Annotated in this window: 21 protein-coding genes; 8 read left to right on the top strand and 13 right to left on the bottom strand. The window is 36.8% G+C overall.

Annotation, left to right across the window (positions count from 1 at the left end):
* Window positions 1-10: 10 nt before the first annotated feature.
* Window positions 11-643: an RNA chaperone ProQ gene (gene proQ / locus A6E04_RS05820; RefSeq protein ID WP_012550195.1), complete on the bottom strand. Its 633-nt coding sequence runs from the start codon at window positions 641-643 to the stop codon at window positions 11-13.
* A gap of 106 nt (window positions 644-749) precedes the next feature.
* Window positions 750-1,202 (bottom strand): GAF domain-containing protein, encoded by a 453-nt coding sequence (locus A6E04_RS05825; protein ID WP_017023230.1) that lies wholly within the window; start codon window positions 1,200-1,202, stop codon window positions 750-752.
* A 117-nt stretch (window positions 1,203-1,319) separates the two neighbouring features.
* Here A6E04_RS05825 and A6E04_RS05830 point away from each other — a divergent pair, with 117 nt between their 5' ends.
* From A6E04_RS05830 to A6E04_RS05850, 5 genes are all read left to right on the top strand, one after another.
* On the top strand, window positions 1,320-3,113 hold the full coding sequence (locus tag A6E04_RS05830; RefSeq protein ID WP_422614046.1) for an ABC transporter ATP-binding protein: 1,794 nt from the start codon (window positions 1,320-1,322) through the stop codon (window positions 3,111-3,113).
* Window positions 3,114-3,130: 17 nt separating this feature from the next.
* Window positions 3,131-4,357 carry a paraquat-inducible protein A gene (locus tag A6E04_RS05835; RefSeq protein WP_017023232.1) on the top strand — a complete coding sequence of 409 codons (1,227 nt, stop codon included), beginning with the start codon at window positions 3,131-3,133 and terminating at the stop codon, window positions 4,355-4,357.
* On the top strand, window positions 4,335-6,977 hold the full coding sequence (locus A6E04_RS05840; protein ID WP_023603228.1) for an MlaD family protein: 2,643 nt from the start codon (window positions 4,335-4,337) through the stop codon (window positions 6,975-6,977). The genes A6E04_RS05835 and A6E04_RS05840 overlap by 23 nt, the downstream gene beginning before the upstream one ends.
* Window positions 6,978-7,145: 168 nt before the next feature.
* Entirely contained in the window at window positions 7,146-8,567 is a 1,422-nt protein-coding gene (rsmF, locus tag A6E04_RS05845) for a 16S rRNA (cytosine(1407)-C(5))-methyltransferase RsmF (RefSeq protein WP_065610441.1), read from the top strand.
* 33 nt (window positions 8,568-8,600) lie between these two features.
* A complete protein-coding gene (locus A6E04_RS05850; protein ID WP_017020739.1) occupies window positions 8,601-9,773 on the top strand; it encodes a threonine/serine exporter family protein in 1,173 nt (390 codons plus the stop codon).
* 82 nt (window positions 9,774-9,855) lie between these two features.
* Here A6E04_RS05850 and efpL read toward each other — a convergent pair whose 3' ends face one another.
* Both efpL and A6E04_RS05860 read right to left on the bottom strand, forming a co-directional pair.
* Window positions 9,856-10,422, bottom strand: a complete 567-nt coding sequence (gene efpL / locus A6E04_RS05855; protein WP_023603226.1) for an elongation factor P-like protein EfpL — start codon at window positions 10,420-10,422, stop codon at window positions 9,856-9,858.
* Window positions 10,423-10,518: 96 nt separating this feature from the next.
* Window positions 10,519-11,412 (bottom strand): sulfite exporter TauE/SafE family protein, encoded by an 894-nt coding sequence (locus A6E04_RS05860; RefSeq protein ID WP_017020741.1) that lies wholly within the window; start codon window positions 11,410-11,412, stop codon window positions 10,519-10,521.
* A 287-nt stretch (window positions 11,413-11,699) separates the two neighbouring features.
* On the opposite strand from A6E04_RS05860, the gene A6E04_RS05865 reads away from it, so the two are divergent.
* Entirely contained in the window at window positions 11,700-12,461 is a 762-nt protein-coding gene (locus tag A6E04_RS05865) for a transporter substrate-binding domain-containing protein (protein ID WP_023603225.1), read from the top strand.
* A 697-nt stretch (window positions 12,462-13,158) separates the two neighbouring features.
* Here the strand turns inward: A6E04_RS05865 and A6E04_RS05870 are convergent.
* From A6E04_RS05870 to A6E04_RS05895, 7 genes are all read right to left on the bottom strand, one after another.
* Complete coding sequence (locus tag A6E04_RS05870; protein WP_065610443.1) at window positions 13,159-14,001, bottom strand: tyrosine-type recombinase/integrase; 843 nt, start codon at window positions 13,999-14,001, stop codon at window positions 13,159-13,161.
* A gap of 201 nt (window positions 14,002-14,202) precedes the next feature.
* Window positions 14,203-15,639: an amidohydrolase gene (locus A6E04_RS05875; protein WP_065610445.1), complete on the bottom strand. Its 1,437-nt coding sequence runs from the start codon at window positions 15,637-15,639 to the stop codon at window positions 14,203-14,205.
* Window positions 15,640-15,926: 287 nt separating this feature from the next.
* The gene (locus tag A6E04_RS21270) at window positions 15,927-16,076 is read right to left on the bottom strand and encodes a hypothetical protein (RefSeq protein WP_017020745.1); all 150 of its coding nucleotides are present in this window, start codon (window positions 16,074-16,076) and stop codon (window positions 15,927-15,929) included.
* Window positions 16,077-16,196: 120 nt separating this feature from the next.
* Window positions 16,197-16,880 carry a TVP38/TMEM64 family protein gene (locus A6E04_RS05880; protein ID WP_017020746.1) on the bottom strand — a complete coding sequence of 228 codons (684 nt, stop codon included), beginning with the start codon at window positions 16,878-16,880 and terminating at the stop codon, window positions 16,197-16,199.
* A 15-nt stretch (window positions 16,881-16,895) separates the two neighbouring features.
* Window positions 16,896-17,459 (bottom strand): glutaredoxin family protein, encoded by a 564-nt coding sequence (locus tag A6E04_RS05885; RefSeq protein ID WP_017020747.1) that lies wholly within the window; start codon window positions 17,457-17,459, stop codon window positions 16,896-16,898.
* A gap of 176 nt (window positions 17,460-17,635) precedes the next feature.
* Window positions 17,636-18,016 carry a VOC family protein gene (locus A6E04_RS05890; protein WP_017020748.1) on the bottom strand — a complete coding sequence of 127 codons (381 nt, stop codon included), beginning with the start codon at window positions 18,014-18,016 and terminating at the stop codon, window positions 17,636-17,638.
* Window positions 18,017-18,047: 31 nt separating this feature from the next.
* Window positions 18,048-18,605 carry a TetR family transcriptional regulator gene (locus tag A6E04_RS05895; RefSeq protein ID WP_023603221.1) on the bottom strand — a complete coding sequence of 186 codons (558 nt, stop codon included), beginning with the start codon at window positions 18,603-18,605 and terminating at the stop codon, window positions 18,048-18,050.
* 126 nt (window positions 18,606-18,731) lie between these two features.
* Between A6E04_RS05895 and A6E04_RS05900 the strand changes: the two genes are divergently transcribed.
* Both A6E04_RS05900 and A6E04_RS05910 read left to right on the top strand, forming a co-directional pair.
* Entirely contained in the window at window positions 18,732-19,175 is a 444-nt protein-coding gene (locus A6E04_RS05900; protein ID WP_017020750.1) for a DUF417 family protein, read from the top strand.
* Window positions 19,176-19,539: 364 nt separating this feature from the next.
* A complete protein-coding gene (locus A6E04_RS05910; protein WP_065610449.1) occupies window positions 19,540-21,504 on the top strand; it encodes an RCC1 domain-containing protein in 1,965 nt (654 codons plus the stop codon).
* A 138-nt stretch (window positions 21,505-21,642) separates the two neighbouring features.
* Here the strand turns inward: A6E04_RS05910 and A6E04_RS05915 are convergent, their stop codons facing one another.
* The gene (locus A6E04_RS05915; protein WP_012550177.1) at window positions 21,643-22,518 is read right to left on the bottom strand and encodes a mechanosensitive ion channel family protein; all 876 of its coding nucleotides are present in this window, start codon (window positions 22,516-22,518) and stop codon (window positions 21,643-21,645) included.
* 1 nt (window position 22,519) lies between these two features.
* Window positions 22,520-24,877: an ATP-binding protein gene (locus tag A6E04_RS05920; RefSeq protein WP_065610451.1), complete on the bottom strand. Its 2,358-nt coding sequence runs from the start codon at window positions 24,875-24,877 to the stop codon at window positions 22,520-22,522.
* Between the last annotated feature and the right edge of the window lie 264 nt (window positions 24,878-25,141).

Consider the following 25,141-nt stretch of genomic DNA (forward strand, 5'->3'; position numbering starts at 1 on the left):
GAGTACTCCTTTATGAACGAAGGTTCTCCGCTTTAACAACCATTTGTAGGCCGTTTGATAAGCGAATTCGAACATCATCCTTGTTAATTTCTACGATTGTCGCTGGCATGTTGCCTTTACCCATGTTCACACTTACGTTATTACCTACGGTAATTTCGTCAGAGTTTAGAGCACGAGTTTCAACTGGCTTCTCTTGCTTTTTCGCAACAGCAGCAGGTTGAGGACGACGCTTTGGTGGAGTAGTAGCACGAGCTGGTTTTTTAGCTTTCGCTTCTTCTCTTGCTTTTTTCGCTTGCTCTTTACGACGAGCAGCTACTTTAGCTTTGCTCTCTTCAAGAGATGCTTTAGCGTGTTCAACGTGCTCTTCTTCTAGTTCACCACAAGGGTTACCATCTAAATCAACACGAGATGCGCCCGGCTTAACACCGTGTAGGTAACGCCAAGAAGATGTGTACTGACGTAAGCCAGCACGTAGCTGAGTTTTACTTACTTTAGAATCATCGCTTAAACGCTCAGCTAGATCTTGGAAGATACCAATTTTAAGAGGTTTAGCTTCGCCTTCTAAAATAAAGCATTTCGGGAAACGCTCAGCAATGTATGCAATAACTTCTTTGCTGTTCGCTAGTTTTTCAGAGTTTTCCATGTAGTTTCCTGATAGATACGGTTTAGTCCGTATATAGGTTTATTTCTAGTAAAGATATTGCGCTATTATAGATACTTAAGCGTGAAAAACCACTACTGAAGGAAAATTAAAGTCTCTTTTCTGCTTCTTTCATGAAATCAACCAGTCCTTTTTCGTCAATTTCACTAAATCGACCAATATTTGGGCTATCTATATCTAGGACACCAGCCAACTTTCCATTTCTATAAAATGGAATTACAATTTCTGAATTACTTTCCGCGTCACATGCGATATGTCCATCAAATTCATGAACATCTTCAATACGTTGAACTGTTTCAGTCAAAAATGCAGTTCCGCATACGCCCTTACCTATCGTAATCCTAATACAAGCGGGTTTCCCTTGGAACGGTCCTAATACTAATTCATCGTCTTTAAGTAGATAAAAGCCAACCCAATTAATGTCATCAAGCTCCATATTCAGTAATGCGCTTATATTTGCAAGATTAGCAATAAAATCAGGTTCATCTTCAATAAGGCCGATTGCTTGTTGCGTTAGTCGTTGATAATTTTTTAAATTCATCTCTACTTCTTTCCTTTGTTAGATCTATTCTAAGTATTAACTATACCAATCACTTGCGACTCTAATTATACTGAGTACAATGCCTCCGAAAATACAATAATAGGAATCATTCTCATTGTGAATAACATTACTTCTCCTACAATTAACTGGAATTGGCTACTAAGGCAAGCTCGAAGCTATAAAAAGCGCCTATTTAGTGCTAATTTAATCGCCATCGTCGCGACACTCATTAGCGTACCGATTCCATTGTTCATGCCATTAATGGTCGATGAAGTCCTACTTCACAAACCGGCTACTGGTGTTGAATTACTAAACACCCTGCTTCCTTCTGCATGGCAAAGCCCTGTCGGCTATATTCTCTTAGTTCTTGTTCTTGTGATCTTAATGCGGATCATCAGCCAAATATTAAATATTATTCAAGGCCGTCAATTCAGTCTTGTTTCTAAAACGATTACTTATCAGATCCGCTTACAACTGCTTGATAAACTCAGTCGCATTAGCATGAAAGAATACGAGTCTCGTGGAAGCGGTGGAATCAATTCACATATCATTACAGACATCGATACCATCGATAAGTTCTTAGGCCCGACACTAAGTCGCTTTATTGTTTCTTTTTTAACGGTACTAGGCACTGCTGGTGTTCTACTTTGGATCAACTGGCAACTTGGTTTATTCATTCTTCTTGTTAACCCTATCGTGATCTATTTTTCTCGAAAATTAGGCAATCGAGTAAAAGACTTAAAAAAGAAAGAAAACCAAGCCTATGAAAAATTTCAAACTCGATTAATTGAAACCTTAGATGGGATTTATCAACTTCGAGCATCTAACCGTGAACGTACCTTTTTAAAGCAGCTACAAGTACAAGCAGATGATATAAGAAACAGTGCCGATCAATTTACCTGGCAATCAGAAGCTGCTGGTCGTCTTTCTTTTCTGCTTTTCTTATTAGGCTTTGAACTTTTCCGCGCTGCTGCAATGATAATGGTATTAATGAGCGACTTAAGTATTGGTCAAATGTTCGCTATTTTTAGTTACTTATGGGTAATGTTGTCACCAATTCAAGAATTATTAAGTATTCAATTTTCTTGGTATGGCGCTTCTGCCGCACTAAAACGAATAAATACGTTGCTGCATATTGATGAAGAACCTAAAGTTAATAGTACTGTTAACCCATTTGATTCTCATGTAACCGCCAGTATTTCTATTTCTGATCTAAACTTTAGTTATAACGAAGAAGTGCATGTCTTAAAAGATTTGTCATTAACTATCCATCCAGGAGAGAAAGTGGCTCTGGTTGGTGCAAGTGGTGGTGGTAAATCGACACTGATCCAACTGTTACTGGGATTATATCAACCCAATAGTGGTCAAATATTATTTAATGGTCATGACACTCGAGACGTTGGATTTGAAAAGATTCGTAACCAAATCTCGGTTGTATTACAGCAACCTATACTATTTAATGACACACTAAGGCATAATCTGACATTAGGCAGTGAATATTCTGATGATTTATTATGGAATGCGCTTGATGTAGCTCAACTGCAAGATGTCGTCATTCAACTAACGGATGGGTTAGAGACGCAAATTGGTCGCCAAGGTGTAAAGTTATCTGGTGGACAACGTCAACGATTGGCTATTGCGAGGATGGTGTTAACCGATCCTAAATTTGTTATTTTAGATGAAGCAACCTCTGCACTGGATACGGCAACAGAAGCGGCATTACATAAGGCATTAAGTGATTTCTTGGTAGGACGCACAACACTCATTGTTGCTCATCGACTAAGTGCCGTAAAACAAGCCGATACGATTTATGTTTTAGATGATGGAAAAGTAACTCAATCAGGAACTCATCATGAACTCGTTACACAACAAGGACTCTATCAGACACTTTATGGATCAATACAAAGTTAATCTCTTGGATAACCATCGTGGAAGACGCTAAGTTTCGTCGCTGTCACGGTTGTGACCTTGTTGTAGAAGTAGCGAAGGTAGACAAAAAGCAAAATGCTCACTGCCCTCGCTGCAATACGCAGCTTTATCGTGGTAATCGTATTTCACTAAACAGTGATTTGGCGATTGCCATTGCTGCGTTGTTACTATTTATACCTTCGCATTTTTTCCCACTCGTCACCATTAAACTATTTGGTGTCATGATCCCAGCTACATTGCCATCAGGTTCAATCACTCTGATGTCTGAAGGGTTTCCAATGCTTGGGTTATTGATTCTATTTTGCAGCTCTATTGCGCCTCTGCTTGTGTGTTCTTCCGTTGTCGCAGCACACCTTGCCCTTAGAAAAAAATGGTTTAATTTATTTCGTATAAGCGTTACTACAGTACAACACTTAAAAAATTGGATGATGTTAGATGTCCTTCTCGTCAGTTTAGCGATTGCTTGTTTTAAAATACAAGACCATGCCGATATTTTTGTCGGTTCTGGATTATACGGATTAATCCTTTTGCAGTTTGTCACTTCTTTATTGCTCACTCATGTAAGTGCGCGACGCTACTGGCGAGCATGGCAAAGAAAAAATCAAACGAAGATTGAAGCTCCAATTACGGACCCTCTCAATTCGATACATTGTGAGCACTGCCATTTTACCCAACAAGATGGAACTCATTGTGTTCGATGTAAACGTGCGATTCACAAAAGAAAACCAAAATCCATACAAAAAACATGGGCTTATTTAATTGCTGCTAGTATTTTCATTATTCCTGCGAATATTATTTCCATTTCAATTTTATTAACAAATGGGAAACGCCTTGAAGACACTATTTTTTCTGGGGTTGCAGGGCTTATTCAATCAGACATGTACGGTATTGCCATCATAATCTTTGTTGCCAGTATCATCGTACCTGTAGCGAAAATTCTGGGGTTAGGTTACTTACTCCTTTGCATTCAATTTAAACGTACTATTTTTCATCGCCAGCGTATGTCTATCTATGTCGCGGTAAAATTGATAGGGAAATGGTCAGTCATGGATTTATTCGTAATTTCAATTATGATGACCTTGATTGACCGTGGACAAATTTTAGATTTTACACCCGGAATGGGTGCAGTAGCCTTTGGCTTAGTTGTAGTTTTTACTATGCTAGCCGTAGAAAGTTTTGATTCTCGTCTAATTTGGGATAATTATGAACGCGCCAAAAAACGTTGATTCTTCAATCGAACAAGTAAATATCAAAACCGAACGCGGTATATCCCCGCTTTGGATCTTGCCCTTACTTGCCCTTTGCTTAGGCGGCTGGCTTGTATATTCTGCTTTTGTCGAGGCAGGGCAACGTATTCAAATTTATTTTGATGATGCTCAAGGCTTAACCGCGGGTAGAACAACGATTCGCTACCAAGGCTTAGAAGTCGGTATGGTCAAAAACATCACCTTATCGAAAGACTTATCGAATATCTATGTAGATGCTGACATTTATCCTGAAGCGTCCGAGCTATTAAAAGACAACACTCAGTTTTGGTTAGTAAAACCACAAGCTTCGTTAACTGGGATTTCAGGGCTAGACGCTCTTGTTTCTGGTAACTACATTGCAATTTTACCGGGTTCAGGCGAAGCAAAAACACAATTTAATGCATTGGCTAACTCCCCTGTCATTCAACCAAATTCGACGGGATTAAACATTACATTGAGATCCAGTGATCTTGGTTCGATCTCGGTTGGTTCAAAAATCTATTATAAAAAAATTCCGATTGGTGAAGTGTATAACTTCAAATTAGATGAAAAGACCGACAAGATAAAAATCAAAGCCTTAATTGATGAAGAATATGCTCATTTAATTACGTCTAAAAGTCGCTTTTGGAATGCCAGTGGCATTGGTGCCAGTATTGGATTTGATGGCGTTGATGTGCAATTTGAAAGTTTATCGGCCTTAATTGGTGGGGCTATTGCTGTGGATTCACCCGATGATGGTAAAGCGATTGATAATGGTGAAGAATTCCGTCTTTACTCAAATATCAAAACCGCTGGCCGTGGTATTTCCATTAAAATAACACTACCGGACAATAATCAAATTAGTCCTAATGGCTCATCGATTATGTACCGAGGATTAGAAATCGGTCAGATCAACAGCTTAAAATTATCAGACGATAAAAAAGATATCATTGCATCAGCAACCGTTGAACCCGCGTTTGCTGATTACTTAAATGATGGCTCTCGCTTCGTACTAGAAGAAGCGAAGGTCGGCCTTTCTGGTGTCGAAAATATCGGTAATTTAGTCCGTGGTAACTTCTTAACACTGGTTCCTGGTGAAGGAGATAAATCACGAACGTTCTCGGCTATTCGTAAACCAGAGTTAATAAAACAAGACGCTAAAGCAATAACGTTCTCTTTATACGCAGATCGCTCATTTGGTTTAACTGCCGATACTAAAATCTTATATAAAGGCATTAAAGTAGGTTCGATCACTCATGTCGCTTTAGTTGGTGACCGAGTCAAATTTGAAGCAATGATTTTTGAACAATACAAACGCCTTATTAAATCACATAACAAATTCTTTGTTTCTGGTAGTGTCTCTGCCGAGTTAACCGATTCAGGACTAAGTATTGATGTTCCTCCCGCTCAAGAATTGATCTCAGGCTCGATAAGTTTCACGAGTGAAGGTAAAGGGTACAAGCAAAAGAATTACACGTTATTTAAAAACAGTTCATTAGCCGAACTCGCTCAATTTAAAACAGAAAAAAGTACAGAGCTCACTTTATTCAGTGCAGAACTTCCTCCTATTACCAAGAACAGCCCTATTCTTTATCGTAACCTTGTTGTTGGTAAAGTGACGGATTTCAGCCTTGGTAACGATGGCGTAAACATTAAAGTAAATATTGAAAAGCAATATGCTCACCTTATTCACAGTGACACTGTATTTTGGAATTACTCTGGCGTTAATGTTGAGGCCAGCTTAAGTGGTGTAAATATTCAAGCGGCCCCTCTACTATCCATGATCCGTGGTGGTATTGGTTTTGATAACATTCAAGGCGTAGAAAATAAATTAGGTCAAAAGTGGAAGCTCTACTCAACTCTTTCTGAAGCACAAGCATTCGGAAAGATCATTGCTTTCACTGCGAAAGACAGTTCATCAATATCAAAAGGAACACTGATTAAATATCAGGGCGTTACTGTTGGTGAGATAAGTAAGGTAACACCAAACTTCAAACAAAGTAATGTGTATATACAGGCTCGGATCTTTCCAGAATACGTAAATCAAATTGCCATTCCAGGCAGTCATTTTTGGGTAGTAAAACCAACAATTAGCCTGACTAAAACAGAAAATCTAGACACACTGCTTGGCAGTTATATTCAAGTCACACCAGGAAAAGGAAAAGGAAAAGTACAAACTCAATTTTCTTTAACTGACCAACCACAAGCCGCTGCACTTATAAATTACACCTTAGAGTCATCCACTCGCGGGTCAGTTAAAGTAGGCACCCCACTTTTATTTAGAGAAATTGAAGTCGGTGAAGTCGTTGATGTTAGGTTAGGTGATCTATCTGACCGTATTATTATCACTATTGGTGTTCAACCAAACTATGCTTATTTAATTCGAGAAAACAGTGTTTTCTGGAATGTGTCTGGTGTAAATATGTCGATTGGTATCAGCGGTGCAAAAGTTCGAGCCGGTACTGTTGATAGCATCTTACGTGGCGGGATTGCTTTCTCTACCCCAGATGATGAATCTTTAGCTCCACAGGCAAAAGAAAACAAATCATACTTACTGTATAAAACATCAGAAGACGATTGGCCGTTGTGGAACGCAGCAATACCAAACCCAAATAAATAAGACAAATAACCACACGTCTTAATGTATAAAAAAGCAGCTATTACTTTATAGCTGCTTTTTTATTATCAATTCTTTCAATAATTAAGTCTTTCAATTAATTCCATTTAGACAATAAGCTCAATAGGTATTACACTCCCTCCCATAGTCATCATCCAATGAGATCTCTTCGTGCACGATAATATTTTTCTACCCGATGCTTTTTTAGCACAAGTTCAAGAAACTATGCCTTCTCACCTTTCTATGGACGAATTTGTTGCCGCTTGTAAACGCCCTTTACGTCGCAGCATTCGTGTGAATACACTAAAAAACAGTGTTGAAGAATTCAAAAAAAGAGCCGAAGAAAAACAATGGCAATTGGACCCAGTGCCTTGGTGTGATACCGGATTTTGGATCACAAGACAAGAAAGCGATACTGTAAAGTTAGGCAGTACCGCTGAGCACATGGCTGGTCTATTTTACATTCAAGAAGCCAGTTCAATGATGCCCGTCACTGCATTATTAAAAGACAATGACAATATTGAAATGGCATTAGACATGGCATCTGCTCCGGGGTCAAAAACAACCCAACTTGCCGCGGGAATGAAAAACAAAGGCGCTTTAGTTGCGAATGAATATTCGTCAAGTCGTGTAAAAATATTGTGTTCAAACGTCCAGCGTTGTGGTGTGAGTAACGTAGCTCTTACCCATTTTGATGGTCGTGTATTTGGTGGTTGGTTACCTGAAACATTTGATTCAATTCTACTGGATGCGCCTTGTTCTGGTGAAGGGACAATCCGTAAAGATCCTGACGCTATGCATAACTGGAGCCCAGAATCGGTTATTGAAATTGGCGATACTCAACGTGATCTAATAGAAAGTGCGTTCCACGCTCTTAAGCCCGGTGGTGTTATGGTGTATTCAACTTGCACCCTAAACCATGAAGAAAACCAAAACATTTGTCATCATTTAGTGACCGAGTTCGGTGACGCCGTCACGTTTGAGCCATTAGGTGATCTTTTTGAGAATGCAGAAAAAGCATTAACAAAAGAAGGCTTTCTACATATCTACCCTCAAATCTTTGACAGTGAAGGCTTCTTCGTTGCAAAGATTCGTAAAAACTCGGCAACGATTGCGCCAGAAGTTAAAAAACGATTAGGTAAGTTCCCTTTTGCTTTAGCAAATCAAAAAGAAATAAAAGCAATTGAAGATGAACTACATAACACGCTGCAATTATCTATTCCTGAAACCAATGAACTTTGGATCCGAGATAAAGAAGTATGGGCGTTTCCAAAAAGAATGAGCTCATTAATCGGTGAAATGCGTTATCACCGTATTGGATTCAAACTCGCAGAAACTCACAAGAAAGGCTATCGCTGGCAGCATGAAGCAATTATGGCTATTGCAAAAGCAGATAATCCAACAAGTTCTGAATTAACCATAGAACAAGCTCGTGAATGGTATATGGGTCGTGATGTTCGTCCTGATAATGTAGGTAAAGGCGAAACCATTGTCACCTTTAACGGTGCCGTGATTGGATTAGGTAAATGGGTTGGTAACCGCATAAAGAATGGGCTTCCTCGTGAACTGGTTAGAGACGGTAACTTATTTTAATCAACGCTAATTAAAAAGTAGTAGGAAACGGATATGCCTTCACAATATAGAATCAAACGGATTGTTGAGATTGGAGACACCCTACACCGATGTGGGTGTGCTCCCTATAAAGTAGAACGTTATACCACTTTTTATGCAAATAAATATGGCATAGAGTGCATGATCCAAGCAACACCTACCTCTATAAACTATCAGTTTCCTGATGATGATAATGCGGTCATCATGAAGCGACACAAGCCAGCAGGCATTGATTTAGGCTTGCTGGCAAATACCATTATCCGCTTACAACAACCATTAAATGAAAGCTCTCCTCCTGCTGAAAGCATCTTCTTTCCTACATGGATGGTTGCATTAGCAAACATTTGTATTCCCCCTGCTTTTTTGATGCTCGTAGGCTCGACCTATGAAGCATTATGGGTCAGCTTTCTGCTTGGTTTTATTGTTTGGGGTTGTCAAACGATCTGCACTAAACGTCGCAGTATCGCTGTTGAATTTTTTAGTGCTTTAGTCATAACTCTCATCGTTACTTTTATCGCAAGTTTAGGTTTTCCGATCCCCATATTAGGGTTATGCATTGCTGCAATAGTTCTCTTTGTTCCCGGTTTATCTATCGCGAATGCCTTAGAATGCTTAGCATTTAACGACTTAGTCTCTGGCACCAGTTTACTTGGCCAATGCTTTCTTACCTTAATCAAACTTTTTATCGGTATTATCATTGGCTTTCACATTGGTGACGCTTTATGGACTATCCCTGAATCCGTAAAATATCAAAACGAATTTCCTCTATGGTTACAGATCGCAGGTTTACCTTTAATTTCTTTTTGCCTTGGCGTCATGTTTAAAGCTAGATTCCAAGATATGATCTACAGCTTACCTGTCGCCGTTTTAGGTATGTGGGGGCCTTTCTATTTAGGCTTTGATGGAGGATGGGTGGTCGGTACTTGGGTAACAACCGTATTGATCACACTTTATGGCACATGGATAGCTAAACGCTTAAATCTGACGGGTATTATCTTTATTATTCAAGGTATTATTATTCTTGTTCCAGGAAGTCGGGTCTTAGTAAGTGCAAGTCAAAGTGTGTTTCAAGAATCAATACTTCCGATTCCGAGTATTGGGTTATCCGCCCTCTTTATGTTCTCAGCCATTGTTGCAGGGCAAATCACCGCTTACTCTATTTACTCACCTAAAATAGACCAAGATTAAATTTTATTGATTTGTAAAAATAGAAAAAGGCCAGTAACTCATCGAATTACTGGCCTTCATTTTATTTATATAATAGTAAAAATTAAGCGCGACTCATGAACTTATGTTCAGCCGTGTTAATTTTAACTTTTTCACCGTTAGCAATATACTCAGGAACTTGTACTGTTAAGCCTGTCGTCATTGTTGCAGGTTTAGTACGAGCACTTGCAGAAGCGCCTTTAATTGAAGGTGCTGTATCTACGATTTCTAAATCTACAGCAGAAGGCAATTCAATCGCAACGGGTACGCCATCAACGATAAGAATTTGAAGACCTTGTGTATCTTCAGAGATGAAAAGCAACTCTTCTTCAATCGCTTCTTTGTTGAAAGTGTATGGCGTGTAGTCTTCAGAATCCATGAATACGTACTCATTACCATCAACATAAGAGAAAGTCGCACTACGACGGCTGAAATCAGCTAAAGTGATAATCTCATCAGTTTTAAAACTTTCATCTGCTTTTGAACCCGTTGCAACATCGTACATACGCATACGGAATAACGTTGCACCAGCACGGCCACTAGGTGTTAGCTTAGTGATTTCTTTAACAAAATAAACTTTACCGTTGTGTTCAATTGCTGAACCTTTCTTAATATCACTTGCCTTTGGCATGATAAAACATCCATAAAAAATTGGTGTACGAAAAATACCATGAACTTTTTATAACTCCAATAATTATGTGATAGAAAATGATGCTTTATCGACTATTTATTGATCGGTTGATTCAATCATCACCTCATTTCGGCCTGCACGCCAAGAACGTAGCATCATAATGGCGGTATATAGAACAACAATTGCCACTAGCCAAGCAAGCATATCAACATCAAGAGACTTCACGATAAAAGCAGCAATCAATACCCCAATCGGCCCTGTAATGGCCACAACCAATGAGGCCCTAGAATTCACGGCTTTTTGTTTAATAAAGCCACCGGCAGAGAAAAAACATAAGAAAGCACATGAACACATCATAATAGGAAAAGCCGCCAGTGGGTTCATCCCTAATAAATAAATCATCGTCATACAAGGCGCGTACAACCCAATACCAACCGTCATCAAGGCACCAAAAATAAAATTACCAATAACAGCAATAACTAATTTTTCACCCGAGAGACCGAGCGCATCCCCCCCCAATGGGAATAATTCAAAACGACCAGCAAACATCAACATCGCAACAATAAATAACGCACCCGCCATAATTAAACGAATCAATTGACGATCAAAATTGGATACCAAGCGAGCCCCTACCGTTGCCCCGACACAAGCCGCAATAATTAGGCTCAATAACGTGGTTAAATCAACATTAACTGCAGTTAAGAAAATCAATGCTTGAAATACCGTCGCCATCGTCGCTTGAGCGTTTAATGTCCCGGGTAATACTCGGTCATCAACCAAATTAAATTGTTTATAGCCCGCCGTTTTTATTGCAAAACTGCCTACACCTAACGTGTCGCAAAAGTTAGCAAAACCACCAATCAGACCAATCGCCCATACGTTCGTTTTTTTCTCTGATTCTTTTTTTCTGAGCCATAATGAAATCAACATATAAAGAAAAATTAACCCACCAATAATAAGGCTAATTTGTAACAGCAAAAGAATAGTCATGATAATTTACACAGCAACAGGAAAGCCGCAAATCATAATCCAGTTTACGGGTAAAAACCAGAGAGACGCCTTATAACAAAAGGGACGAGAGATAATGCCACTAACAACTAATCTATATTATTAACACTTAATGATATTATTATAACTAACCTAAATGTATTTAATGAAATAAAGAGAATGCAGACAATAAAATATGTTTTTTTATGGTTACTGACTGAATGGTTTGATGTGTTACTTTAACAAAAGGTGATAGATTTGTTATCTAACTTAATCAATAAAAATATCTTATGAAAAAGAAACTATTATGCCTTTCAGTATTGCTTGCTGCTTCATGTTCAGCACAAGCAGATAGATTAGATGAGATTCAAGAATCTGGCGTCATTCGTATCGGCACAACGGGCGACTACAAACCCTTCTCTTCCTTTGATGGAAAAAACTATACAGGGTATGACATTGACGTTGCTAAACACATCGCAGCCCAATTAGGTGTAAAGCTTGAATTAGTTAAAACGTCTTGGAAAAACCTTATTCCAGATCTAAATGCAGATAAATATGACATTGCAATGGGTGGAATAACACGAAAAATACAACGCCAATTACACGCAGAACAAACTCAAGGTTATATGACGTTTGGGAAGTGCTTTCTTGTTGCTAAAGGAAAAGCCGACGCATTCAATACCATCGATAAAGTGAACATGAAAGAAGTGCGTGTTGGCATCAATATTGGTGGTACCAATGAAATATTTGCAGACGCTCATCTACAAAATGCGACCTTTACACGTTATGAGAATAATCTTGATGTCCCACAAGCAGTCGCCACTGGTAAAGTTGATGTCATGGTAACCGAAACACCTGAAGCATTATTTTATCAAGCAACCGATAAACGATTGGAAGCCGCGCGTTGTGAGACCCCATTTACTAAAAGCCAATTCGGCTATCTTGTCCCTAAAGGAGAGCAAGAACTCTTAAATACGGTTAATTTCATTATGGATGAAATGAAATTAAAAAATATTGATGAACAGTTTATGAAAAACAACTCATTAAGATAACGTCACGCTATAAATATTTGCCTTAATTCTCTTAAGGTACATATTTATTATGATTAGCAGATTTACTGGAGGTGAGTGTTTTACCTCCTTTTGACCTCAATTCAATTTCCATCCATAGAAAATCGCTTTCTATTATCAGAAACGTACAATGAATATTGCATAACGTAACTAATTTATTATCACAAAGATCAAAAAATGACTGCATAGAACGACATATCAACGTTTGGTTACTCATAACACCTCTTTATAAGAAATTTAAATATAATAGATAATTCAAATCACTTTGTGCTGTCACTTCGGAAATAGGAAAACCTGTTATTTAATAAAAACAACATAGCAAAGCTCATGATGTTCTTATCTTCGTAATGCCTCCTTAAAACTAAGGCAGTAAAAGTACCCTCCGGAAAATTAGCTATAATCTTCAGAGTTTATAAGCACCAAAAAAGCGTGATTCTATTTTACAAATGTAAGGGAATGTTAATTAAATAGAATGGACTAATAGATAGGATGATTTGAGGAGAGTATAAAAATAGAGTAGAATTTTATTAAATGAAAGACGCAAATATAAGTAACTGTTATCTAAGTATAAATTTAACTATAAACCGTTCCTTACTTCTGTAAAATAAAAGGAGGTATTAACAACGAGAGAATTAAAATAACGAATGTTAAATATAACGACAATAATGAAAACTAATCATTAAGGTTCATTTACGTGATCAAACTCACCACTTTGAAAATTCATCGAAAAATATCTAATCAATCCCTTTTGTGCGACTTCTGTCTCATCTTCTGACAGTCCAATGTACTTTAAACTTATCCTCTCTGATTGATGTCCAATCGTCGTCATTAACATACTAATGTCCTTACCTGTAGAAAAATACAAATGCCGCGCAAAACTCTTTCTTAAACTGTGGCACCCTACTTTCACATTTACGCCTATTTCTTTTAATACTAACGTTAATTTAGAAAAAACATGCCAGCACGCTTGTCTTGTCAGTCGTCCCTCCTTGTTTTTGGCCCTATTACTTAATAACGTGCGGCGATTAAAAATATCGTCACAATGTAAATATTGATACTTATTCTCGCGTTTTTTTAAAATAGTGACCGTTTCTTTACTCAAATAAACCCGTCTTATCACAGGAGAGACTGAATCTTGAGCTTGTTTAATTCGGGCATCGATCATCGGTTGCCATGTTAACGGCGCTAAATTATTAACGTATTGATATGGCGTAATATACAATGCCGTCATTTTTTTAGGCTTACCTTGATAATGTAAAAACAATTCATCTTTAATTTTCTTTAACACTTTGTGTTTCGCTTTCGTTTTTCGAGCTAATGTGCCTTTACTCTCAATAATCTCACAACGTCCCATTGAATAATTAATATCACTGTATTTCATTGATAATATATCGCTTATCCTTAACCCTGTTTCTAGCCCTATTTTCCATATAAGAGTAAAGGTAGGATCATGGTTCATCTTTAAGTACTCTTCTGCGTAACGAAGATGTTTCCTACTTTTAATTGGTTCTACGTAAGCCATTGTTTTCTCCTTGATACCATTACACCCGTTGATCATTAGAACGAGCATAATAATTATAGTCTATCAAATTACTACACACGTAATTATTGCATTTATCAATAACATTAAACACCTTTAACAATATGAAATTTAAGTATTTTAGACATAAAAAAGCCCACAATACTGCGGGCTATATTAATAATAAAATAAGGATTACATTGACTAATCCATTAAGCTTTTCGATTTAATTGCTTTTTTAGATAACTCTTTTGCAAATACGGCAATATCATTTTCAAACTGTTCAATACTGTCTCGAATATCATCCAATTTCACAGTCAACATTTCTCTGTTTTCCATAATTATCTTGCCATTAACAATCGTGGTATCAACATTACTCGGGTTTGCTTGATAAACCAGCGTAGCATACGGATCATAACTTGGCATCATGTTCGCTGATTGTGTTTCTACAATCACAATATCCGCTTTTTTCCCAACTTCTAACGAACCAATCTCATCTTCCATATGAAGTGCTTTTGCTCCGCCAAGTGTTGCCATTTCGATGACTTGTTCAGGGATCATGATTGTTCTATCAGAGTGTTTCAAACGCTGCATATTTGCGGCGTAGCTTAATGTTCGCCATAAATCGACTTGATTTGAGCTCATAGGTCCATCAGTACCTAAGCCGATTCTCATGTCAGCTCGATACATGTCCCAGGCTGGGGCAATCCCTGTAGCTCCTTTGGCATTCGCCATTGGATTGTAAGAGACACCAACGTCGGATTTTTTCAACAATGCTTGATCACGTTGAGATAGGTGAATACCGTGAGCAATAACAACACGTTCATCAAGTACCCCTATTTCATCTAAATATTCAACGGGGGATGTTGCTTTTGTCGTGTCTTTGATTCTTTGTTCTTCGTTTGGAAACTCAGCAACGTGAATTAACACGGGCACATCGTATTTCTCTGATAATCCATTAATCTCTTGAAGCTTATCTTTACTTACGGTGTAAACAGCATGAGGCGCATACGCCGGCGTAATTAGAGGATCATTTTTATATTCATTAATAAATGATTCCGCGTATTCTATTCCCCCATAAGGTTGCTTAGCATCTACCACCGGAAATTTAATCACCGTTTCACCAAGAACGGCTCTTAAGCCTACCTCTTTGGTGGCTTTTGCCATTTCATCCATGTGGTAATACATATCAGCGTAAGTTGTTACTCCACTTTGAGCTAAATCAATCGCCCCTAATTTAGTTGCGCTATAAATTAGTTCTCTGCTTAATTTCTCAGATTCTAATGGGAAAAAATACGCAAATAATCGATTTGAAATACCCTCCTCTCCTAAACCTCGAAAAGCGATCATCGGTAAATGGTTATGGCTATTTATCATACCTGGCATAACGATACCATCTTCTGCATCAATCACTTTAGGTGCTTGGTATTGTTCTAATAATTCAGCGCTACCAACGGCAATGATCTTATTGTTTTTAACCACAACAACACCATTATCGATAACTTGCATTGAAGAATTAATCGTTAATATTTGTCCATTATTAATAATCAAATCAGCGTTATAATCTTGTTTTTCAATAGTCGTTCCACAACCGCCCAATAATATTGCACTAATACTCAATACCAAGCTTTTAAGCTTCATTCCTAAACCTTAATAATTTTTCCCCATAATGAATATAAAGATAAATATCTGGGGGAAATATTTATCTTTATTTGTAATATACATTACAATCTACATGCTAAATAAGTCATTAGATATAGTAAAAAATAGCGTTATGAATAGTTTAATTACCTATCTGATGACTCAATCTAAATACCGTTAATTTAAACGATGCTCTTATTTATCATTAAAGTTGTAACCAAAAAAAAGAACGTAAGCGTTTATAGCTATACGTTCTTCTCTTTTGCACTTAGCTATATAAAGCAAGCTTATAACTCAAACATTTTATCAAATTCTCTTTGTGCTAAAATGTCTTCGATCTTTATACGAGGATCTTGCTTAGCCGCAGTATCCGTATTGGCTTGCTTCGTTTTCTTCCCTGTTTTAACTTCGCGCGTTGCTTTTGTTTTACTTGTCATGTAACTCTCCATTTGAGAGTGCATCTTAACAGTTTAAGAGCAACAATGTATCATGGCAGCGTCAATTTTATACTAAAAACGCTTAATTAGATAATAATAATGATCTTGATCCAATTATTATTATCCCTCTTGTGTACGGTTTTTTTGTAGTTTTCCCATTAAGAACTTAATTACTATAGGAAATAAACCAAGCAAAGCCAATGAACCTAAAATTTGAGGAGAAATTAAACCTGACAGCGAGTTTATCTCTGATAATTGAGTCCCTGCATTCAAATAAACCATGGTTCCGGGTAACATACCTATTTGGCTAAAGAGGTAAAATCGTCCTGCGCTTAGCTTTGTTAGGCCCATAAGTAGATTAATTAAAAAGAACGGAAAGATAGGAATTAACCGTAAAGTTAGTAAGTAAAAAGCACCGTCTTTTTCTACGCCTTGATTAATTGGTATAAGCTTATCTTTAAATTTATTATCTACCCATTCTCTCAGTAAATAACGGCTGCTTAAAAAAGCAATTGTTGCGCCTATCGAACTTGAAAACGACACAAGCAATAAACTCCACCAGAAGCCAAATAATGCAGCTCCTAATAATGTAACAACCGCCGCACCAGGAATAGATAAAGCAGTAATAACTATGTACGCAATAAAGTACATGCCGCTGTATAAAAACAAGTTTTCTTTCACATCATTTTGCAGATTGAGATGAAATTCTTTCACTTGATCTAATGTTAAAAGATCACCAAATTTAAAATAAACAAAGGCGAAAGAGGCAAGAAGAACAAGTAATAAGAGTCTTTTTTTATTCATAATGAGTACCTCTCTTTAATTAGTCATTGTCATCGATTTTTCAAGATTATCAAATCCACCAATGTATTTACCATCCAACCAAATTTGTGGCACAGTAACGGGGGTTTTCTCTCCAATGATCGCTTTCACTTCAGGGATCATTCGATAAAGAGCTGCGCTGTCTTTAACCACGTCATGATAAGTGTATTCAATACCCGCTTCATCTAAAGCGGCTTTTGCCTTGATACAAAAAGGACAGGTTGCTTTACCAAAAACGACATTACCTTTTATCTCATCACGTTGAGCGACTTTCGCTATCACGGCTTGAACAAGTACCCCACGATTCAATGCCTCACCTTGGCTAATGACCTTATCTTCAACAATAATGATCGGAGCATGCCATGCTTTAAGCTTTAATGGTTCCCACCAATGTGATAACCAATCTTTAACTTCTAATTCAATCGGAATACCGGCAAGCTCGGTATTAAAAGTATCTTGAAGAATATCTTTCGTTAATGTGCATTCACCACAAGGAACGTTAACCTTGAAAGGTCCCCAACTTCCTGCCCAGCGATATAATGTAATTTTTATTGGCTTCATCGATACTACCCCTATCAGCGTTTGTCATTCTCAAACGCCTTAAATTAAACTGAACCGTTTAGTTTAATTTAGTCTAAATTTGGATTAAGTCAACTATTTTAAATTAACCGTGCTGAAAATCAGTTTGAACATAAATAGGAATTGAGGGCATTAATCAACGCTATTGGAAGCCAATGCTATAAATAATTGGAGACTTCAATCAGGTTACCATCAAGATCTCTAAAATAAACAGAGATGATATTGCCTATTGCCCCTGTTCGCTGTACTGGCCCTTCAAAAACAGTAACACCTTGTTGTTCTATGTGCGTTTTTACATCAATGATAGGGGTGTCCGTAATGAAACATAAATCAGCACTTCCACTCTGCACATGCTGTGCTTTTGGTTCAAATTCGTTACCTGACTGGTGTAAATTTATTTTCTGATGACCAAAAGACAGAGCGACTCTGTCTTTTGCAAAATACACCGCTTCCATGTCTAATATTTTAGAATAAAACTCAACGGTTGCTGTAATGTCTTTAACCGTTAACACCAAATGGTCTAAATGACTGATCTTCATTCTACCCGCCCTTATTATGATGTAAGGTAACTTACTTAAAATCGATAATATCTAAAAACATTTCATGAGCAAGTTCAATTAATGAAGCATCTTTAGTGAGTTGTAACGACGCTAACAACCCGTTATATACCATCCCTGCCTTTCTCGCTTTTAGTTCTGCATCTTCAATATTATGACGCTTAAGAAGCTCAATGAGTAACTCTTGAGTTCTCTGCTTATATTTAGCACTCACTTCCGTTATCGTTTTATCTTCATGGCTATACTCACTATAAGCTAATTGAAAATAGCAGCCATTAAATGATGGGATATCAATACAACCAGAGAGTCCCTTAAAGCGCAAAGATATTTTTTGGTCTAAGGTAAGTTCTGGATTCTCAAAAAGCACCTTCACATTCGAAAGTGATTGCTCGCTAAACAATTCCAACGCTTTAGCGATTAAATTCTCTTTTGATTGAAAATATTTATAAATAGTCGCCTTGGATAAACCAGTCGCAGCCGTTATTTTATCCATACTTGTACCGTGAAAACCATGTAACGCGCACAGCTCTATCGTTTTTTGAAGTGCGTTAACTCTCTTTTCTTCTTTCATGACATCATTCTCCTTCTTTAGTTCAATAATAGCAAAATAAACGGTTTAGTTCAAAAACCAGTTGACTTAGCTAAAATAAACGATAAATTAAACTAAACCGTTTAGTTTAATTAAAGGAAATAACAAATGAACAGTAAAACAATAGAAAGGACAAACACAACCACCTCATTAGGCTATAAACTCGGGGTCTTTGGTGTGGTTCTTACCCTTTTGTGGATTGGGATATTTAAATTCACACCAACAGAAGCTGCCGCTATCGAACCACTTGTTGCTAATCACCCTTTGATCGGTTGGATATATAATTTTCTATCAGTACAAATGGTCTCAAATATAATTGGCTTGACTGAAATAATCATTGCAATAGGACTTATCGCTGGATTTTTTAACCCTAAAATTGGTTATCTATCAGGTCTCTTAGCCCTATTCACTTTTATTACAACACTCAGTTTCATGATCACTACACCAAACACATGGAAGGTTGTAGATGGTGTCTTAATTACTAATTTCTTTTTACTTAAAGATATTGTATTTGTTGCTGTTGCTTTACTGGTGATAGAACGTAATAAATAGCAGTATGAGGTTAATCTAATATAACGGATTAACCTCAACTTTAATTTCTGTTTTTACTCCCACTTCGTTTTTATCATTTCTCCCTAGCGCATAAAGTTGGTTTACTTTCACACAAACAGTTACTGGTATGTTAATTATACGTAACAATATAATCTGTAATCTTACTAAGAGCTCACTCCGCTTAATTACATTCATCAATTGGATGCTTTTTATAATTGGCATTCGCATTAATTATAAAATATGATAATAAAAAGGCATGAATTTAATAATAGCCTTCGTATAGCATGTCGAGAGAACCGCTGTTTATTTTCATTAAGAATAAACAGTAATTATATTTATATAAATACAAATAAGAATTCACATCATGAAGTACTTTTTAGTTTTTTTACTTACTTTATCTTTATTCGGCTGCGGTGGGGAAAAAAGTAATCCAGAACATAATCCAAATACCACTCAAACAGATAAAACAGATAAAACAGATAATCTCATCAAGCCAGAGAAAACCGTCAAACTTGATGGCATAAGTTTGAAATCAATGCTTTATACACAACAACCAGTAAACGACTATGCTAGTCTCGATTCTTTAAAGGTTGTTTTTTCAACCGATAGTATTACGGATCATTCTGAAACTATATCTTGTCAGTGGCGTGTTGGTGAAACAGAGGTTTCAAATAATTGCGAATATGACTTAAAAGAAAACGAACACCTTTTGCCTATTACGGTATCAGCACAACTTAATTATAAAGAACAAGTGACTAAACCATTCGTAAAAACATTTTACAAAGCTTTTCCTCTTCAACAAGTAGATAATAAGTACAGTAAAGTCACCTTATTTAATGATGGCCATGTTCTTGAATGGAATCATATTCTTGATGGTAGCTTTGCTTATCAAGCTGAGAATCATTTTCAAAAAATACCCTCTTCTGATAATAATGAATTTACCTCTATTTATGCTAATTCCAGTGCATTTTCTGGTGTTAAAACGAATGGTGATTTTTATTTATGGGGACCAAAGAATATACAGAGTGAAGTATTAATTAACGCAATCAATCTTGAAAGCGTTAAAAAAGTTAATTCTGCGAATACCTATTTCTCAATATTAACCAATATTGGTAATGTTTATGTCATTAGTAGTACTAATCACATGAACAAAAAGCTGGATATTGATAATGTCATTGATATTTTAACCAGCGAAAGCAGCACAGTGCTCCAAACAGAAGAAGGCAAAGCTTGTTTACTTGAAGACACCGGAAAAATATCATGTACAGATATACAAGGAGATATCACTCACCTTGTCGAATTAAAATATGATTATAAAGGTAACTATGCCCTTCTAACGGATCAAGGTTACCTGTATCAATGGGGTAAATTATCAAAAACACAAGGTGAGTTAGTTAGCCAAAACGTAACTAACATCATCGCAAATGATAGTGCTTTTGCCTTTCTAAAATCAGATGGAACCGTTAATGCATGGGGAAGCAGAACCAAAGGGGGGGCATTTATTTATGACTATTATAGTTTTGAGCAAGTTTACTTTAAAGCAAGTAAGAAATGTGTCCCTGAATTACTTGATGATTATGCTCCATATGGTGATGATCCAGACTATGAGTTTGATCCTGATTATGAACCAGCCTATGATCCTATCTGTGGTAAAGGCTACAAACAGATTTCTATTCCTGCCGCTTATGCGCCAGAAAAAAAACACTCCGAGCATAAATTAGAGGCTAAGCTAACGAATGTAAAAAAAATCGTCGGAGCTTCTGGATCTTTTGCTGCACTCACATTTGATGGTGACGTTATCACATGGGGTACTATTTTTAGTGGCGGTAATATCTATTCTGAACAAGTAAAGCAAGTCGACAAATTAATCAATATTATCGATATAACAACTAACACAAATGGTTATACCGCAATACGTAAAGATGGACATATCATCTCATGGCAAGGTATATGGGATATCAATGCAGAAGTTACGTTTGGCGAATACATTAAATATTATTATTATGATGAAAACAGACCAAACCACATTAAGTTTTCTGATGCAAATTTCCTTGTATCAAAAGAGGATATATCCGCATTTAACGCGAACAGTGGCGCTTACTTGCTTACCAGAGTCTTTCTACGAGAACCATCACCCCACTTCCTCCTTGATACATGGGGATTCCAACAGTCTGGTGGTGGTTTAAGAAGTAAAAAATTACCAGGTAAGGTTGAAAAAGTATTTTCTCGTGATGCCGGTTTTACTATTTATACCGATCAAGGCAATATTTATGACATCAATTCCGATTACGATATAACTAAAATTAAACAAATAAATCACGTTAATTAATGGTAATAAAGCCAGTAAGATCACGACTCTTACTGGCTTTATTTATTGTTACAAACCTGAATGACCCTTCTTCTATTCTTCTATTCTTCTATTTAAACGTCATAAAGAAACGATTGGTATAACCGTCCTAGCTCAATTCTATTTCTTTTGAATTGCTATCGTTGGAGGCATAATGTCTTCTTTTCTAAATTCTTGCATTACACGTAAAGTAATATCGGTTTCGAATAATTTTTCTAATTTAATATCAACAACATAAGCTTTACATGTAAGTTGGATCACCAGATAATTTTCTGTAATCGTTTGTTTAACTAAAACAACGACTGGTTTTGGTAAATGAATATACCGACTTGAAGATGCAGCCTCTTGTATAATATCCCGTGCCTTATTAATATCCTGATCCATTCCAATATAAAAAGGGATCACAACCTGCATATCAATCCCACCATAATTTCCACTCACGGTTACGTCATTTAAAAATTTATTATTCGGTATCGTTACAATGTCATCATTAAGTGTTTGCATTCGTACTGACCGTAGACCTATCGCAATAATGTCTCCATAATGCCCCTCAAAAGTGACGCGGTCACCTACTTGGAATGGACGATCTATCATAACCGTTAACCCTGCAATGAACGATGCGGTTAAATCTTTTAATGCAAAACCTACGGATACTGCAATCGTTCCTCCAATGAGTGCAAGTACGCGATCATCAACTCTAAAACTCAACATAAAGATAGCAACCGCCGTCGACATATAAATAAAGAATTGAAAGAAAGATTGCAGTTTTTGCATTAACATTCGGCGTTGTGCAAATTGGCTACTTACTCCATCAACAATCGACTGAATAAATCGAAGAAATAACCAAGCCCCAATAATGATAAACAAAGAAAAAGCGACACCACTCCAACGAATTAAACTCGCAAATTGTTGTAGATTATCGATAGATTGAAGGTCTTCGGCGAAGACGGTTTGCCCTAAAAAAAGGGAGAATAAAAGTGCATATAAACGAATCATGTTATTTTACCAATAAATGCTGACGATGAAGTATGTTAGTAATATGTCGATACCAATGATCTGATATCCGCGCCTTGTTCTCGTTCCATTCAATATAACCACGGCTTTGGAAGTAACGTAATGTGCTAATTACTTCAGCAATACTCAGTAAACTACAATCACAAAGATCCGCAGGTGAAGCCACTTCCAATTGCACAATTGAACGCAAAACCGCCAACATAGGTTTAGGCATGGCTTCTAAATCATCTGATTGAGGCGATGTAAATAAACGAACCAAAACAATGTCAGTCTCTTTGTCCTTAAATAACGATAATCGAAAAAAACGTAACGCTACCGTAGGATTACCATCGGAATAGTCCCACAAAATACGATAAAACCCATTTTTAGCTCGTTCTTCATCCGTCAAATTATCTTCATCCCATTGTTTTGGTAGAACTAACCCATCAAATGAAACCCCCTCAATATCATTATCCTTAACAATCCGGGAATCCAGTAATTGCCCTATCTGTCTTTCCGTCCATTTCGGCATAAACGTCACAAGATCAAACAATAAGCGCTCGCCACGAGCACGATCGATAAAGCGCCAGCTTGATTTATCTATAGATAATACGACACGATGGCTTTTTCTTGCTCGTCTTAACAGATTGGTTAATTTCATTAAATCAGCCAAACCATTTACTTTTGGTTTGACTAATCGCTGTGCGTTATCAAAGGCAATAAGGTAGCAGTCATCACTGTTTCTTAGGTGTTGTAAAATATCTCTTTCCGTTGATTCTTCGCTTAAACCCACTAATTTTGCAAGTTCAGGCAGTAGCGCAGAATATCCATCATAAGGACAATTTATATACAATGGTTTGGCATTTTTTGTTTTACTTAATATCCGGTTAAGCACCGTTGTCGTTCCAACGCCCCGCTCTCCAGACAATACACACACTGCCGGACTGTCGGTTAATAAATAACGAGAAAGAGACACTATCTCATCCAGAGCGTACTCTTCTAACAACTCTGATTCTTTAGACCCCGGAATAATATAATCAAAAGCTAACGCGCTTTTAATTCGAACTAAATTAGATTGCTCTTTAGCTACTTCCGTTTGTTTTGCCACCTCTATTCTAAATAGATAAGCTAAAACATGACTAAACGCTGCGTTCTGTGACAAAACAGAAAACACTTGATGCTGAATACTTCGTCCAATTAACCACATAGAACCGCAAGCCGTTGCAACGATAGACATAAAAGAGGTGTTTTTGTTTCTAAGTGCCCACTGAATAGATAATGGATACGTCTCTAATTGCTCGATACGATTGAAAATCGTACTGTTCCATTGTTTTAATGTCATGATCGTCAGAAAAATAAAGAACAAATAAACAACAGAGTTAATCCAAGCGTAGATAGTACCTTGTCCTAATGTTCTTGCCGATATCTGTAAAATCACACCAGCAACAATAAATCCCCAAATATATCGACGAATAGTAGAAAGACGAAGTGCAATCGCCTCTTTTTTATTATGCTTACTGTTTCGATAAGCGAATTCTAAAATAAAGCTCACGGCGATAGATCCACCGAGTATCCACCACGTAAATATTTCCAAAAATATCAAATGTTGTAAACTTGGCAATGTTGAAATGATGCGTAATGTCGCTGTAATTAACAACAGATAAGCAATCGCTTTATGTGCACGACTGCAATACCAAATAGCACGTATCCATAAGCTTGGATTTCTCGTACTTTTTAACTTAGATATTTTAAAATCATGAATTAAGCGGTCACTATTTCTCATCCACCAATTAAAAATAAAGACGATACCTACGACTTTTAGTATCACACTAATCACCGGAACTGGAGATATCTCAAGATCATTTAATAGCTTACTAAAACTACGAATTTGATAATGAATGTAGTATCTAATGTTGAGTTCAGTAATCGTTAGTTCAGAATAAAATTGAGTTACCCCATTAGGCCCAAAGCCCGTTAATTGATCTTCTGTTTTACGATCCGCCAACTGCAATAGTGACTCTTTACTAACATTAAAAGAAGCCAGAGTTCGATGATTAACATCGACAGAAAACCAGTTAATATCTGTTTTATCAGCCAAATAGGTCGTTAAAGAGTCCTCTAATACCTTTAATTGTTTGTTTTGTTCAAACAAGGTTTGAGCCAATAATGCTTTAACTTGTGAATACTCATTTTTAGAAAAGAAATGCTGTTCGGGAAGATGTTTTATTTCTTCTCCAATATCTGAGGCTGACTTAGAAATAGAAACAGGAGTATAAGTATTTACGCCCCAGTTCGTAGCATGACTAAGGGCAGATAAAAATAGAGAACACATTAAAACAATGAAGCAAATAATTTTATTCATAGTATAACTAATTAATATGGAGATACTGCTCAGTATATATTTCTTATCTAGAATACTATAATAAAAAAACATCATGACTCATCATTACAAACTTATACAAAATTACAATTAACAATTACATAATGTAATTAAACAGATAATTATTTCAAATGATACCAAGCGCCTATATCTTAATCATAAAACAATGCATTATTTCAAAAAATTTAAATTTAATAAAAATAAAGGCATTAAAGGATGCATATAAAATTATAATCTCAAACATTC

The organism is Aliivibrio logei (genome assembly GCF_001691055.1).
In the GTDB taxonomy this organism is placed as follows: Bacteria; Pseudomonadota; Gammaproteobacteria; order Enterobacterales; family Vibrionaceae; genus Aliivibrio; species Aliivibrio salmonicida.